Origin of the sequence: Ruegeria sp. HKCCD8929, from assembly GCF_013031405.1 — a bacterium.
Taxonomy (GTDB): Bacteria; Pseudomonadota; Alphaproteobacteria; order Rhodobacterales; family Rhodobacteraceae; genus Ruegeria.
This window is the reverse complement of sequence record NZ_WPZY01000004.1, coordinates 395222-408945: the sequence shown is the minus strand read 5'-3', so window position 1 is coordinate 408945 and position 13724 is coordinate 395222. Positions and strand designations below refer to the sequence as shown.

The 13724-nt window shown below is 63.1% G+C and carries 17 protein-coding genes; 8 read left to right on the top strand and 9 right to left on the bottom strand.

Annotation, left to right across the window (positions count from 1 at the left end):
* The first annotated feature begins 1 nt into the window (after nt 1).
* From GOX53_RS09085 to GOX53_RS09060, 6 genes are all read left to right on the top strand, one after another.
* Nucleotides 2-1516: an aldehyde dehydrogenase family protein gene (locus tag GOX53_RS09085; RefSeq protein WP_171175518.1), complete on the top strand. Its 1515-nt coding sequence runs from the start codon at nt 2-4 to the stop codon at nt 1514-1516.
* A gap of 140 nt (nt 1517-1656) precedes the next feature.
* On the top strand, nt 1657-2352 hold the full coding sequence (locus tag GOX53_RS09080; protein WP_171175516.1) for a transglycosylase SLT domain-containing protein: 696 nt from the start codon (nt 1657-1659) through the stop codon (nt 2350-2352).
* Between the two features lie 69 nt (nt 2353-2421).
* Entirely contained in the window at nt 2422-4449 is a 2028-nt protein-coding gene (gene flhA, locus GOX53_RS09075) for a flagellar biosynthesis protein FlhA (protein ID WP_217351723.1), read from the top strand.
* Nucleotides 4446-5219, top strand: a complete 774-nt coding sequence (locus tag GOX53_RS09070; RefSeq protein ID WP_171175512.1) for a flagellar biosynthetic protein FliR — start codon at nt 4446-4448, stop codon at nt 5217-5219. Before flhA ends, GOX53_RS09070 begins: the two co-directional genes overlap by 4 nt.
* The gene (gene flhB / locus GOX53_RS09065) at nt 5216-6304 is read left to right on the top strand and encodes a flagellar type III secretion system protein FlhB (protein WP_171175510.1); all 1089 of its coding nucleotides are present in this window, start codon (nt 5216-5218) and stop codon (nt 6302-6304) included. The genes GOX53_RS09070 and flhB overlap by 4 nt, the downstream gene beginning before the upstream one ends.
* Nucleotides 6301-6729: a hypothetical protein gene (locus tag GOX53_RS09060; RefSeq protein ID WP_174867710.1), complete on the top strand. Its 429-nt coding sequence runs from the start codon at nt 6301-6303 to the stop codon at nt 6727-6729. Before flhB ends, GOX53_RS09060 begins: the two co-directional genes overlap by 4 nt.
* Before the next feature lie 39 nt (nt 6730-6768).
* On the opposite strand, the gene GOX53_RS09055 is transcribed toward GOX53_RS09060, so the two are convergent.
* Genes GOX53_RS09055 through GOX53_RS09015 form a run of 9 tightly spaced genes read right to left on the bottom strand, consistent with a single transcriptional unit; the run spans nt 6769 to nt 11348 of the window.
* Nucleotides 6769-7311: a flagellar basal body-associated FliL family protein gene (locus GOX53_RS09055; RefSeq protein WP_171175508.1), complete on the bottom strand. Its 543-nt coding sequence runs from the start codon at nt 7309-7311 to the stop codon at nt 6769-6771.
* 9 nt (nt 7312-7320) lie between these two features.
* Nucleotides 7321-8058 (bottom strand): flagellar basal body L-ring protein FlgH, encoded by a 738-nt coding sequence (flgH, locus tag GOX53_RS09050; RefSeq protein ID WP_171175505.1) that lies wholly within the window; start codon nt 8056-8058, stop codon nt 7321-7323.
* On the bottom strand, nt 8058-8474 hold the full coding sequence (gene flgA, locus GOX53_RS09045; protein ID WP_171175503.1) for a flagellar basal body P-ring formation chaperone FlgA: 417 nt from the start codon (nt 8472-8474) through the stop codon (nt 8058-8060). The genes flgH and flgA overlap by 1 nt, the downstream gene beginning before the upstream one ends.
* Nucleotides 8474-9259 carry a flagellar basal-body rod protein FlgG gene (flgG, locus tag GOX53_RS09040; RefSeq protein WP_171175502.1) on the bottom strand — a complete coding sequence of 262 codons (786 nt, stop codon included), beginning with the start codon at nt 9257-9259 and terminating at the stop codon, nt 8474-8476. The genes flgA and flgG overlap by 1 nt, the downstream gene beginning before the upstream one ends.
* 18 nt (nt 9260-9277) lie before the next feature.
* Nucleotides 9278-9991, bottom strand: a complete 714-nt coding sequence (locus GOX53_RS09035; RefSeq protein WP_171175500.1) for a flagellar hook-basal body complex protein — start codon at nt 9989-9991, stop codon at nt 9278-9280.
* Nucleotides 9991-10263, bottom strand: coding sequence for a flagellar biosynthetic protein FliQ (locus GOX53_RS09030; protein ID WP_171175498.1), 273 nt, complete (start codon nt 10261-10263; stop codon nt 9991-9993). Before GOX53_RS09030 ends, GOX53_RS09035 begins: the two co-directional genes overlap by 1 nt.
* A gap of 3 nt (nt 10264-10266) precedes the next feature.
* Nucleotides 10267-10557 carry a flagellar hook-basal body complex protein FliE gene (gene fliE / locus GOX53_RS09025; RefSeq protein WP_171175496.1) on the bottom strand — a complete coding sequence of 97 codons (291 nt, stop codon included), beginning with the start codon at nt 10555-10557 and terminating at the stop codon, nt 10267-10269.
* 12 nt (nt 10558-10569) lie between these two features.
* The gene (gene flgC / locus GOX53_RS09020; RefSeq protein WP_171175494.1) at nt 10570-10956 is read right to left on the bottom strand and encodes a flagellar basal body rod protein FlgC; all 387 of its coding nucleotides are present in this window, start codon (nt 10954-10956) and stop codon (nt 10570-10572) included.
* An 11-nt stretch (nt 10957-10967) separates the two neighbouring features.
* On the bottom strand, nt 10968-11348 hold the full coding sequence (locus GOX53_RS09015) for a FlgB family protein (RefSeq protein WP_171175492.1): 381 nt from the start codon (nt 11346-11348) through the stop codon (nt 10968-10970).
* 87 nt (nt 11349-11435) lie between these two features.
* Here GOX53_RS09015 and GOX53_RS09010 point away from each other — a divergent pair, with 87 nt between their 5' ends.
* Both GOX53_RS09010 and GOX53_RS09005 read left to right on the top strand, forming a co-directional pair.
* The gene (locus tag GOX53_RS09010; RefSeq protein ID WP_171175490.1) at nt 11436-12770 is read left to right on the top strand and encodes a FliI/YscN family ATPase; all 1335 of its coding nucleotides are present in this window, start codon (nt 11436-11438) and stop codon (nt 12768-12770) included.
* An 87-nt stretch (nt 12771-12857) separates the two neighbouring features.
* Nucleotides 12858-13709: a flagellar motor protein MotB gene (locus GOX53_RS09005; RefSeq protein WP_171175488.1), complete on the top strand. Its 852-nt coding sequence runs from the start codon at nt 12858-12860 to the stop codon at nt 13707-13709.
* Nucleotides 13710-13724: the final 15 nt, after the last annotated feature.

Below are 13724 nucleotides of genomic sequence, written 5' to 3'. Positions count from 1 at the left end.
CATGAAAGACATCGTCATGACCGCTGAAACCACCCTTTCGAACCTGGGCCTGACCGCTGCCGAACTGACCGGCGGTACGCTCAAGATACATTCCCCGATCGACGGCAGCCTGCTGGGCGAAGTGCCCGAAACGCCTGCCGCCGAGATGGGCGCGATCCTTGCCAAGTCCAAAGCCGCCTTCACGGCATGGCGCACCGTGCCCGCCCCACGCCGGGGCGAGTTGATCCGCCTGCTTGGCGAAGAACTGCGCGCGGCCAAGGATGACCTCGGCGCGCTGGTCAGTTGGGAAGCGGGCAAGATCACCTCGGAAGGCTTGGGCGAAGTGCAGGAAATGATCGACATCTGCGACTTCGCCGTGGGCCTGTCGCGCCAGCTCTACGGCCTGACCATCGCCAGCGAGCGCCCCGGCCACCGGATGATGGAGACGTGGCATCCGGCAGGGCCTGTGGGCGTGATCACCGCCTTCAACTTCCCCGTCGCCGTCTGGTCCTGGAATACCGCGCTGGCGCTTGTCTGCGGCGATCCGGTGATCTGGAAACCGTCCGAGAAAAGCCCGCTGACCGCGCTGGCCTGCCAGAAGATATTCGAGCGCGCCGTGGCCCGGTTCGGTGATGCGCCCGAGGGCCTGCTGCAGACCCTGATCGGGGGTGCCGATCTGGGCAAGGCTCTGGTCGAATCGGAAGACGTGCCGATCATCTCGGCCACCGGCTCAACCCGCATGGGCCGCGCGGTTGCGCCCATCGTGGCGGCGCGTTTCGGCAAGTGCATTCTGGAACTGGGCGGCAACAACGCGATGATCGTCGGCCCCTCGGCGGATCTGGAAATGGCGGTGCGCGCCATCGTGTTTTCGGCTGTCGGCACCGCCGGTCAGCGTTGCACGACCCTGCGCCGCCTGATCGTGCATAACTCGATCAAGGACGATCTGGTTGCGCGGCTGAAAAAGGCCTATTCGGGTCTGCCCATCGGCAACCCGCTGACCGATGGCACCCTGATCGGCCCACTGATTGATGAGGCCTCGGGCGCGGCCATGACTGCCGCGTTGGAGGCCGCAAAGGCTGAGGGCGGCACGGTGCACGGCGGCGCCCGCGTGACCGATCGCGTGCCCGCGGGCGGCGTCTATATGGAGCCCGCCATCGTCGAGATGCCCGCCCAGAGCGAGACGGTGAAGACCGAAACCTTCGCCCCGATCCTCTATGTGATGGGTTACGACGATTTCTCGGGTGCGCTTGAGATCCAGAACAACGTGCCGCAGGGGCTGTCCTCTTGTGTCTTCACCCTGAACATGCGCGAGGCCGAGCAGTTCCTGTCGGCGGCAGGCTCGGACTGCGGTATTGCAAACGTCAATATCGGCCCTTCGGGCGCCGAGATCGGCGGTGCCTTTGGTGGCGAAAAGGAAACCGGCGGCGGGCGTGAAAGCGGCTCGGACGCGTGGAAAGCCTATATGCGCCGTCAGACCAACACCGTGAACTACTCTGCAGAACTGCCACTGGCGCAGGGCGTGAAGTTCGACATCTGAGCCCGTACGGCCTTAGACCCACCCCGGACGCGTTTCGGGGTGGGTTCTTCATGACAGGTTCGGGAATGCGCCGCCGCTAACCCTCTGTAAACAAGTGGCGACTAGCTTGGCCGGGAGAGACAGAATCCCGGACAGGCAGAATGCCCAGACCCCTCTTTGCGTTTGTTGTGCCGTTATTGTGGCTGTGCCAGCCCGCTTTGGCGGCTGTTGACGCCCGCACCGCCGAAATCTGCGATGCCGCCGCGCGACGGGCTGCGGTGGCCGAGGATGTGCCGCTGGACATCCTGCGCGCCATCACACGGGTCGAAACCGGGCGGCAGGTCGGTGGGCAGATTACCCCCTGGCCCTGGGCCGTGAACCTCGAAGGCAAGGGATACTGGTTCGCCACCGAGACCGAGGCCAAGGCCTATGTCTACAAGGTGTTCAAGGCTGGCGCGCGCAGTTTCGACGTGGGCTGCTTTCAAGTCAATTACCGCTGGCATGGTCGCGCCTTCCGCTCGATCGACGCCATGTTCGATCCCGACGAAAATGCGGCTTATGCGGCGCGCTTCCTGCGCCAACTTCATGCTGAGCTTGGGTCGTGGCCCGAGGCGGCGGGCGCCTATCATTCCCGCACGCAGGCCTTGGCCGCCTCGTACAGACATCGGTTCGAGACAACGCTGGCCGAATTGCGGGACGATCCACCGCTTCGCGTAGCCATTGCGCCGCGCGATCTGATGGCAGGACCGGGACAGCCGCTCTTTGCCCGCCCGCAGGCGTCTTCCGTTCAGCGGGGCACATTGGGGTCGCTGGTGCCGGTGAGCGGCGCCCAGACCGTCTTTATCAGCTTCAACTAGGAGCGCGCGGTGCCCCGGATCGACAAACAGGCCCTGTTTTCTCCGACCGTGCTTCTGGCGCTGGCGCTGATGGCGATCATCGTGATGATGATCCTGCCGGTGCCCGCCTGGGTGCTGGATGTCGGGCTGGCCGCCTCGTTCGCGCTGGCCATCCTGATCTTCACACTGACACTGTTCATCGAGCGTCCGCTGGATTTCTCGTCCTTCCCGACCATCCTGCTGGCCTCGCTGATGCTGCGCCTGTCGCTCAACGTGTCCTCGACCAAGCTGATCATCGGGCAGGGGCATACCGGCCCCAACGCGGCAGGCGATGTGATCGAAGGTTTTGCCCAGTTCATCATGAGCGGCAGCGTCTTTCTGGGCCTGGTGGTGTTCGGCGTGCTGCTGATCGTCAATTTCATGGTCATCACCAAAGGTGCTGCCCGCATGGCCGAGGTTGGCGCGCGATTTGCGCTGGACGGGATGCCGGGCAAGCAGCTCGCCATCGACAGCGACATGTCCGCAGGCGCCATCGACCACCAGCAGGCCAAAGAACGCCGTGAGCTTGAGCAGCAGGAGACCACGTTCTTCGGCTCGCTCGACGGGGCTTCGAAATTCGTCAAGGGCGATGCCATTGCCGGGCTGCTGATCACTTTGCTGAACTTGGTGATGGGTCTGGTCATGGGCGTGGTCGTGCACGGCATGCCCATCGCCTCGGCCTTTGAAACCTATGCGATCCTGACCGTGGGCGACGGGCTGGTCTCGCAAATCCCCGCCGTCATCATTTCGATCGCCTCGGCCCTGCTGCTCGCGCGCGGCGGGGCACAGGGCGCGACCGACAACGCCATCTTCTCGCAGCTTGGCCGCCATCCCGCCGCGCTGGTGACAGTCGCGATGCTGATGGTGGTCTTTGCGCTGGTGCCTGGGCTGCCATTCCTGCCCTTCATTCTTGGGGGTGGCGTGTTGGGGTTTGCCGCCTATTCCGTGCAGAAGCGGCAGACGGAAGAGCAAACAGCGGCAGAGGATGCATCTGCAGAAACGCAGGAACCGGTCTCGCAGGCCATTGGCGACATTCTGGACCTGGATGACGTGCATCTGGAATTCGCCCCCGATCTGGTGGGTATGGTGCTGAACCCGGGCACTGGGCTGGACGCGCGGATTGCGAATATGCGTACACACGTGGCCTCGGTTTTCGGGCTGATCCTGCCCGACATCCGCCTGACCGATCAGGCCGAGCTGCCCACCGGCACTTATGTGATCCGCGTGCAGGGTGTTGAGCAAGTGCGCGGCGTGCTGCATCCCGAACTGGTGCTGGCGCTGGTGCCCGAAGGGCCGGACCTGCTGCCCGACGGTACCGACGTGACCGAGCCGGTTTATGGCGCCCCGGCCCGCTGGATTCTGCCGCAGGATCAGGAGACAGCAGCCATGTCCGGCGCGACCATCGTGACGCCGCCGGAAATTCTGGCCACGCATCTGCTTGAGGTGATCAAGCAGAACTTCGCCCGTCTTCTGACACTCAAATCCCTACGACGCTTGCTGGCTGAAATGACCCGCCTCAGCGATCCGGTGCGAGCGGAGGCGAACCGGAAACTGCTGGACGAGTTGATCCCCGACAAGGTGCCCATCGACACGCTGCACGCCGTCCTGCGCCTGCTGCTTGAGGAGCGGGTGTCGATCCGCAACATGCCGTTGATCCTGGAAACTGTGGCCGAGGCGCGGCTGATGACGACCCAGCCCGAGTCGATATGCGAACAAGTGCGGCAGCGGCTCGGCTTCCAACTGGTGGCTGAGATGAAGCGCGAGGACGGGTCGATCCCGCTGGTACAACTCGCCCCCGAGTGGGAGGAGACATTCGCGACCTACCAGATCGACGCCAATCCTTCGGGCCTCGATATCGCGCTGCCGCCGGATCTGTTCAATAAGCTGGCCGACGGCGTGGCCGACCGGATGGCGCGGTCGGCGGAACAGGGGCTGTTCCCGGCCCTCGTCACTTCGACCCGTCGCCGCCGGTTCCTGCGCACAATCATGCGGGCCCGCGGCGTGTCAAACCCGGTGCTGTCGTTTGAGGAAATTGGAATCGAAGCACGCCCGGCCCTGGTGGGGATGGTCGCGGCATGATCGACCTGCCACCGGATCTTTTGACCTATCTGACGGATGAATTCTGGCGGCTCTTTGCCATCTTCCTGCGCGTCTCGGCGCTGGTCTCGGTGCTTCCGGCCTTTGGTGAGCGCTCGATCCCGACGCGGGTGAAGTTCACCATCGCATTGGCCTTCACCCTGATCGTCGCTCCGGCAGTGGCAGGGCCGCCCGGGATCCCCGATCCTCTGGCCTTTGCGTCGCTGGCCGGAACCGAAATCCTGATTGGGTTAGCCATGGGCGTCGCCATGCGCCTTTTCGTCCTCGCCTTGCAGACCGCCGGGTCGATCGCCGCGCAGGCGACCTCGCTGTCGCAGCTCCTTGGCGGGGCCGCCGTCGAGCCGGTTCCGGCCATGGGTTACTTGCTGGTTCTGTCGGGCCTGACGCTGGCGGTGTTGCTGGGGCTGCATGTGAGAGTGGCCGAGTTCCTGATCCATTCCTATGATCTGTTCCCCATCGGCACTCTGCCCGCAGCGCCGGATCTGAGCGAATGGGGCGTGCGGCAGGTCTCACGTATGTTCGCGCTGGCCTTTGCGCTGGCCGCGCCTTTCGTCATCGCCTCATTGGTCTATAACCTGGCGCTTGGCGTCATCAACCGCGCCATGCCGCAGCTTATGGTCGCTTTCGTCGGCGCCCCGGCAATCACCTTTGGCGGTCTGTTCCTGCTGTTTGCCGGGTCTCCGCTGATCCTGTCGGTCTGGACCGACGCCTTGTTCGAGTTCTTCCAGGACCCGGTTGGGATGCGGCCATGAGCGGGCAGGACGACGACAGCGAAAAGTCCTTTGACCCGACACCGCAAAAACTGCTGAAGGCACGGGAAAAGGGTGAGATCGCCAAGTCGAATGACCTCTCGGTCGTGGCAGGTTACGCCGGGCTGCTGCTTGCGCTGCTGGCCGTCGGTAAGGTCACGGTAGAGCAGTTGGGCACCACGCTGATGGTGCTGATCGACCAGTCGGACCAACTGTCGGCGCTTGTTCTGGATGGCCCGGCGGGCGGTTCGGTCGATGGCATCCTGGGTCGGGTGGCGCTGTCGGTTCTGACCCTCTTCGCCGTCCCCGCTGCCGCCGTGGTGCTGAGCCTTCTGGCGCAGCGCGCGCTGGTTTTTGCGCCCAGCAAGCTCAAGCCGAAACTGTCCCGGATCTCGCTTGTCTCCAATGTGAAAAACAAGTTCGGTCGTGGCGGGCTGTTCGAGTTTGCCAAGAGCTTTGCCAAGCTCCTGCTTTATTCGGTCTGCCTGGCCCTGTTTCTGCGTGCGAACCTGACCGAGATCGTGGCGGCCAGTGCGGCGCAGGCACCGATCGCGATCATGCTGATGATGAGCCTGCTGACACGCTTCATGTTCATCGTGATCGCCGTGGCGCTGGCGATCGGAGTGGTCGACTATCTGTGGCAATATTCCGAACACATCCGCAAAAACCGGATGTCCCGCAAGGAGATCATGGACGAGACCAAGGATGCCGAGGGTGATCCGCACATGAAACAGCAGCGCCGTCAGCGCGGGCAGGAGATCGCGATGACCCAGATGATGGCGGATGTGCCGACGGCGGATGTGGTCATCGTGAACCCGACGCATTTTTCTGTGGCGCTGAAATGGTCCCGCGCGCCGGGGGCGGCGCCTGTCTGTGTCGCCAAAGGGGTGGACGAGATCGCGGCGGCGATCCGGGCGGCAGCAGGCGAGGCCGGCGTTCCGATCCACTCCGACCCGCCAACCGCGCGGGCGCTGCATGCCACGGTGGAGATCGGGCAAGAGATCGCCGAGGAGCACTACCGACCCGTCGTCGCCGCCATCCGGTTTGCCGAAGCCATGCGCAAACGTGCCAAGGGAAGCATCCGATGAAACTGTCCAACCTATCCCGGATAAAACAGGTTACCGAGGCACTCTATCTCGACGAATACGACCGGATGCGGCCGGTTCTGCAGGAAGAGGCGCGGCTGCGCGGTCAGCTTGCGCAGCTCGACGCACAGATGGCACATGCCAGGCATGATGGCGAGCATACACCCGGTTTCAAATCACTCGGCGCCGACGTCCTGTGGCAGGGCTGGGAATCCCGGACGCGTCGGGCGTTGAACACCGATCTGGCACGGGTTCAGGCGCAGAAACTGACAGCAATGGATCGCCTGCGCGCGGCGTTTGGCCGGAAAGAGGCGCTGGTCCGGTTGACCGAAGCGGCGGGATCCGAGGCGGCTCGCAAACGCCGGGCAGCGGAAAGTGCCGCGCTGCGTCAGGATGCCGTTCTCAAACACGCATCGCGCGGCAATTGAACCAGAAGATCGGGCCAGCGAGCGGCTCGACCTGCTAGGTCACGTGTCCTGCCGTGCAATGCTGGTGATCAGCACCTTCGTCACGTCGTCTCCGAACTCACTCTGGACCACAGTCAGCAGGGCCGAGCGGAGCGTTTCCAGGTTCCTGGACTGCGTGAATGCGCCGTCGAACCCGCCCATATTGGCGTGATCGAACAGAATCTGCAGAAACCCGTCCCGCAGCTTGGGCTCGACGGCATAGAAGGCCTCGCTGATCCCGGGATTGGCCTCGAGGCTCAGCGACAGGGTGACGAGCCCCGAAATCCGGTCCTGTTCGACGATGGGAACGACGAACTGCTTGGTCAACTTCAGGTATTCATAGTCCGAGCTGTCGTGATCCCCGTTGTCCTTGGATGCGGAATGTGAAGCGGGCTTGCGTGCCTTGTGATCCGCCTTTTCGGCCGCTGGCTCTTTCTCAACATGCGCGGGGTCTTTTTCTGACGAGGTCTTGTCAGACCCGGCAGGCCCCAGGACCAACCCGGCACCAGCACCGGCGCCGAGACCCACGATCAGAAACACAACGGGAAGCAGTTTCTTGATCATCGCGTCACCTCAGAACGGTAGAATGGCATCGAGGATCTGCTGGCCATAGCGCGGCTGTTGCACATCGGTGATCTGGCCACGACCGCCATAAGAGACGCGCGCGGAGGCGATCTTATCATAGGTGATCTCGTTCTGGCGCGAGATATCCTCGGGCCGCACGAAACCCGAAACCAGCAGTTCGCGCAGCTCGAAATTGACCCGCAGCTCCTGCGAGCCGGATATCGACAAAACCCCGTTGGGCAGCACATCCACCACGGTGGCCGCCACCCGCAAGGTCAGCTTTTCCCTGCGCTTGACCGACCCTTTGCCCTTCGTCGAACTGGTGGAATCGATCGAGACCGCGTCTGATAGCGAAGCACCGTCAGGCAAATGTTCATCGGCCCGCTGAGGCAAACCCAGCAGGTGCGGGACGCCCAAGCTCTCGGACCCGGTGCGCGACCGGTTGGTGTCGTTGGAAATCTCGGCCTTTTCGTCCAGTTCGATCACAACCGTCAGAATGTCTCCCTTTTTCATCGCGCGCTGGTCGCCCAGCAGCGAGTTCTGCCCGCCGCTCCAGAGTGACGCCCGGTCGACCGTGCGTTGCGGCTGGCTGTGCAGAGGCAGGCCGGGCCAGAGCATGGCCACATGTTCAGTGGACTCCGCGTTCGGCGTGAAGCTGGGCGGTTTGCCCAGATGATCAGCGCGGCCACAGGCGGTGACCAGTAGCAGCGCGGCGAGAAGCGGTTTGGTGAAGAAAAAGTGTTTCATCAGTTGACCTCGATGCTACCGTCAGGCCGGATTCGGCCGGAAACGGTTGTTCGGGAAGACAGGTTCATGACCCGGATGACCTCACCCGCTGAACCGCGGCCAAGCGCCCGTCCTTCGGTTTTGATCGACAGCGCGCCGTGGTCGAAGATCAGGGTGACCAGATCGTTGCGATCGACGATTGCAGGTGGGCCCACATCGGTAAGACGGATGGGGCGGCCGGCATAGAGTGCCACGCGGGCCTCAAGACCTATCACATCGTTGGGGTCGCTGACGGCCCCTTCGACATCGGCTGAGTTGACGGCCAGATCCTCGGTCGAGATGACCTCTTTGGCGCGGATCGTTCGGGCCGGGACCACGATATCGGCCCAGGCAGGTAGAGCTGAGATCACCAGGAGTATCTGAAAAAGCCGCCGCATCATCGCACCTGTGTGGTGGCGCTCATCATCTGGTCGACGGCGGTGATCACCTTGGCGTTCATCTCGTATCCGCGCTGCGCCTCGATCAGTTCAGTCACTTCGCGCACCGCGTCGACGGAGCTGTCCTCCAGATAGCCCTGCCGCAGCGTCCCCAGCCCGTCCTCGCCCGGGGTGCCGACCACCGGCGCACCCGACGCCTCGGTTTCCTTGAACAGGTTGCTGCCAATGGCCTCGAGCCCCTTGGCGTTGGAGAAGCTGGAGAGAGTGAACTCCCCTAGTAGCTGGCCCTCGGCGGCATCGTCGAAATAGGCATAAACTTCGCCTGCACCATTGATCGAGATCGAGCGGGCGTCGCTGGGGATAGTGATTTCGGGTGAAACCGCGTAGCCGTCCGAGGTGACGATCAGCCCTTCGGCGGAGCGTTTTAGACTGCCATCACGAGTGTAGGCGGATTGGCCGTTGGGCAGGCTGATTTCAAGATAGCCACGCCCTTCGATGGCCACATCCAGGTCACTGCCGGTGGCCGACAGGGTCCCCTGCGTCAGGTTCACCGTGACTGCGGCGGGTCGCACGCCCAGACCAAGCTGGATGCCGGTGGGTAGAACGGTGCCGTCGGAGGCGTTCACCGTCCCGGCGCGGGCCATCTGCTGATAATGCAGGTCGGCGAACTCTGCCCGGCGGGCGTTGTAGCCTGTGGTGTTCATGTTGGCGAGGTTGTTCGAGATCGTCTCGACCCGCATCTGCTGGGCGGTCATGCCGGTGGCGGCGATTTGCAAGGCACGCATGAGTAAGGCTCCTTATGATCAGCGCATCAAGGCCTTGACGGCGTTGCGGATGCGTTCGTCTTCGGTTTCGAGAAAGCTTTGGCCCAACTCGTAAGCGCGCTGGATTTCGACCAGGCGGGTGACCTGTTCGATGGCGTTGACGTTCGAGCCTTCGAGGAATCCCTGCAGGATGGTCGGCTCATCCACCGGCTCGGTTCCGCCGTCGGCGCGGAAGGTCACGCCGCCCTCGCGGATCAGCCCGTTCGGGTCGGTGGGCCGGTAAACGCCGATCTGTCCCAGAAGTTGCCCATCGGCGCTGAGGGTCCCGTCGCTGGCCACATAGACCGATTGCGCGTCGGGCGGGACAAACAAGGGGGCGCCATTGGCATCCAGAACCCGCTGGCCATCCATGTTCACCAGATCGCCATCGGCATTGGGCGTGAAACTGCCCGCGCGGGTCAGACGGTTGCCAGCGTCGGTTTCGAGCATGAAGAACCCGTCGCCCTCGATGGCGAAGTCGAACCGGCCCATGGTCTGGGTCAGCACGCCTTGCTGCAACGATGTGTTGCGCACCTGCGCGCGCGCCATCGACAGCGAGGGCTGATGCCGGCTGTCCTGAATGTACTCAGAAAACACGAGGCCCTGTTGCCGGTAACCGGTGGTGTTGGCATTGGCGATATTGTTGGCGACCGCGCGGATTTCATTCATCAGACCGGTTTGGCGGGACAGGGTGATATAGCTGGTGGAACCCATCAGAGACCTCCTGCAATCAGGGGAAGGATCGTTGCGGTGAAAAAGGTGACCAGCGTCTGGGTCATGAAACCCATCGAGATCCAGAACACCACGACGATGGCGGCAAGCTTGGGAACGAAGGTCAGCGTCATTTCCTGAATTGACGTCAGCGCCTGAAACAGGCCCACGACCAGACCCGTCACCAGCGCAACCGCCAGAATCGGGACCGAGGTGATGACCGCGATCCACAGCGCCTGGCGCAGGGTGTCGTAGAAGAGACCTTCGCTTAGCATGGCTCAGACCGGCATGCGCAGGATTTCCTGATAGGCCTCGACCACCTTGTTTCGGACGGTCACCGCGGTTTCGACCGCCAGCTCGGTCTGGGCCAGCGCCTGCACCAGCGCGTGCGGGTCGGCCTGTCCGACCATCGCAGATTGCGCCACCTGTTCGCTGTGCTGCAGAGTGGCCGCAAAGTCGCGGAAAGTGTTGCGCAGCCCTTGTGTGGCACCCTCGTGGGTGGGATCGGCCTGCGTGGCCGGGCGCGCCGAGGCATAGCTCTGTGCGGCAGAGAGTGAGCGGATATCCATTCTGGTCGTCCTTTATTTGCGGAGAAGGTCCATCAGGCCCGACGACATCTGCCGGGTCTGATCGAACATTTTCAGGTTGGCCTCGTAACTGCGCTGCGCCTCACGGGCGTCGGCGATCTCAATCATCAGATCGACGTTGGAGCCTTCATAATTCCCGGACGCATCAGCCATCGGATGCGAGGGGTCGTAGATTCGGGCCAGTTGCGTGCGGTCGAGGCGAACGTGGCCAGTCCTGACCATATCGCCGTCATCCCCCTTTGCGGTTTCAAACGGCACGGTCTTGCGCCGGTAGCCCGGAGTGTCGGCGTTCGAGATGTTTTCGGACACATGACGCAGGCGGGTGGCCTGGGCGCGCAGACCGCTGGCCGAGACCGCAAGGGATTTGGAAAAATCACTCATGAGCTGCCTCCTCAGACCTTGCCGAGGCTGGCGCGCAGGATAGTGAGCGACGAGCGGTAGATTGCGAGGGCGCGGTCATGCTGGCGCTTGACGTCCACGGCCTTGAGCATCTCATCTTCGATGGAAACGCTGTTACCGTTGGGATCAGTCGGGTTTTCGGGCGTGAACTCGGCCCAGTCCCCGCGTTCGATCCCGTTCAGGTGACCGTTGCGCGAGGCGATCATTTCGGTGCGAGGACCGCCAGAATAGACGCTATCAAAGGCTTCGATATCCCGCGCTTGGTAGCCGGGCGTGTCCGCATTGGCCATGTTGCGCGAGATCACAGCTTGTCGCTGTCCCGCATGTGTTGCCATGGCGTACGCCGTCTTAAAGACGTTCAAATCAGAGAACATCGGGGCTTCTCCCTCGATCAATTTCAATCAAGGCTTAACCCCGATTCCTTTAGAAACCGTTTTCAGGAAACAGATGGAGGTGGCGCGATGACAGCCCCTGACCCGATGCTGCTGAAAGCGGAGTTCGACAGCCTGAGCCTGGTGCGCCATGTGGGTCGCGTGACCGGCGTTGCCCGCGGCGTGATCGAGATTGGAGGGCTGGCCGACAGGGCGCGGATCGGCGACCGTCTGGAGTTGCAACGCGATGCAAGTTCGCCGCTGGTGGGTGAGGTGCTGCACGTCGAGCGTGATACTATCCACATGCTGCCCGATAGTGCGCCTGAGGGCGTATCACTGGGCAACCGGGTGATTTTGCGGCAGATGCCCGCCTTTGCGCCCGGGCCGCATTGGCTGGGGCGCGTGGTGGACCCGTTCGGGCGGCCCCTGGACGGTCGGCCTCTGCTGCGCGGGGGCGATGAGCGGGACATTATGCAGGCGCCACCGCGCGCGGTCGAGCGCAAGCCTCTGGGCGAGCGGATGGCGACCGGGCTGGCGGTGCTGAACACGATGCTACCGGTTGTGCGGGGGCAACGAATCGGTCTGTTTGCCGGGTCAGGCGTCGGGAAATCGACCCTGATGGCGACGCTGGCGCGGTCGGTGCAGGCGGATGAGGTGGTGGTCGCGCTGATCGGCGAGCGAGGTCGCGAGGTGAACGAATTCGTGGAGAACGCACTGGGCGCCGAGGGGATGGCCCGCGCTGTGGTGGTCGCCGCGACCTCGGACCAATCGGCCCTGGCGCGCAGGCGCTGTGCCTGGGCGGCGATGTCGGTGGCCGAGATGCTGCGGGACCAGGGTCTGAACGTGCTGTTTCTGGCCGATTCGGTGACCCGCTTTGCCGAGGCCCATCGTGAGATTTCCGCCGCGATGGGCGAAGCTCCGGCGCTGCGCGGCTATCCTCCGTCGGTGACGCCGCTGATCACCGGGCTATGCGAGCGGGCCGGACCGGGAACGACGGAACAGGGCGACATCACCGCCGTGTTCAGCGTTCTGGTCGCCGGATCGGACATGGATGAGCCGGTCGCGGATATTCTGCGCGGGGTTCTGGATGGGCACATCGTGCTGGACCGCGAAATTGCAGAACGGGGGCGATTCCCGGCGATTGACGTCAGCCGCTCGGTCTCACGCAGCCTGCCGGGAGCGGCAACGCCGGAAGAGAACGGGATGATTGCCGAGACGCGCAAACTGCTGGGCAGTTACGAGCAATCCGAGGTCATGATCAAGGCCGGGCTTTATTCCGAGGGTTCTGACCCCGTGCTGGATCAGGCCGTGCGCGTCTGGGGAGAGCTGGACGGCTTCTTTGGCAAGCCCGATCCCGATGGCGTTGCGAACAGTTTCAATCGGTTGGCGCTGATTCTGCGGCGGGCGAAATCGGGACCGCACTGACGGAAATCAAGACAGTTTTAGTTGTTAGACATCTCTTAACGCCTGCCCTGATATCCCGGTTGTCGGGTGATATAAAAGGTGGTGGAGATGGGTGCGCAATCCAATGCGGCGCCGGTCATCATCAAGAAGAAGCGTAATGGCGGCGGTGGCGATGGCCATCACGGCGGCGCGTGGAAGGTCGCATATGCGGACTTTGTCACGGCCATGATGGCCTTCTTCATGTTGATGTGGCTGCTGAACGCGACGACGGAAAAGCAACGCAAGGGTCTGGCGGATTACTTCTCGCCAACGATTCCGGTCAACCCGGTATCGGGTGGCGGGGACGGAGCCTTTGGCGGCGACAACATGTTCTCGGAAAAGACGATGGTGATGGACGGCTCGGGGGCGACCGACAAGAACCCGACCAAGGCCAAGCGCGCGCGAGGCTCGACCGGGGTGAACGCCGAGGGTGGCGGTCAGGGCGCGCACGAGGAATTCACTTCGCTTGAGGCAGAGCTGCTGGGGCGTGGCGGTGAGAGCCTGGTGTCCAAGAAACTGCGTCAGCATATCGTGACGCGGGTCACGGATGAGGGTCTGATCGTCGAACTGTTCGCCACCAGCGATTCGCCGCTTTTTGAGGTAAACTCGGACCGGCCTACGCAGCTGATGAAGGATCTCATCCGCGTGATTGCCCGATCCTCGGATCTGGTGACCAACGGGATCGCCGTGGGTGGGCATATCCGGGCACACCCGGTGGTTCTGGCGGAAAATCCGGTTTGGGAACTGTCCACCGCGCGCGCCGAGAAAACCCGAAACCTGTTGGAGGGTGCAGGGCTGAAATCGGAGCGTATTCAGCGAGTTACGGGGCATGCAGACCGCAAACTGGCGGACAAGAATCCGATGGCGGCGCGCAACAACCGGATCGAGGTCATCTTTCTGCGCAACCCCGGCGAGGAATAGCGAGCATTTTAGCTG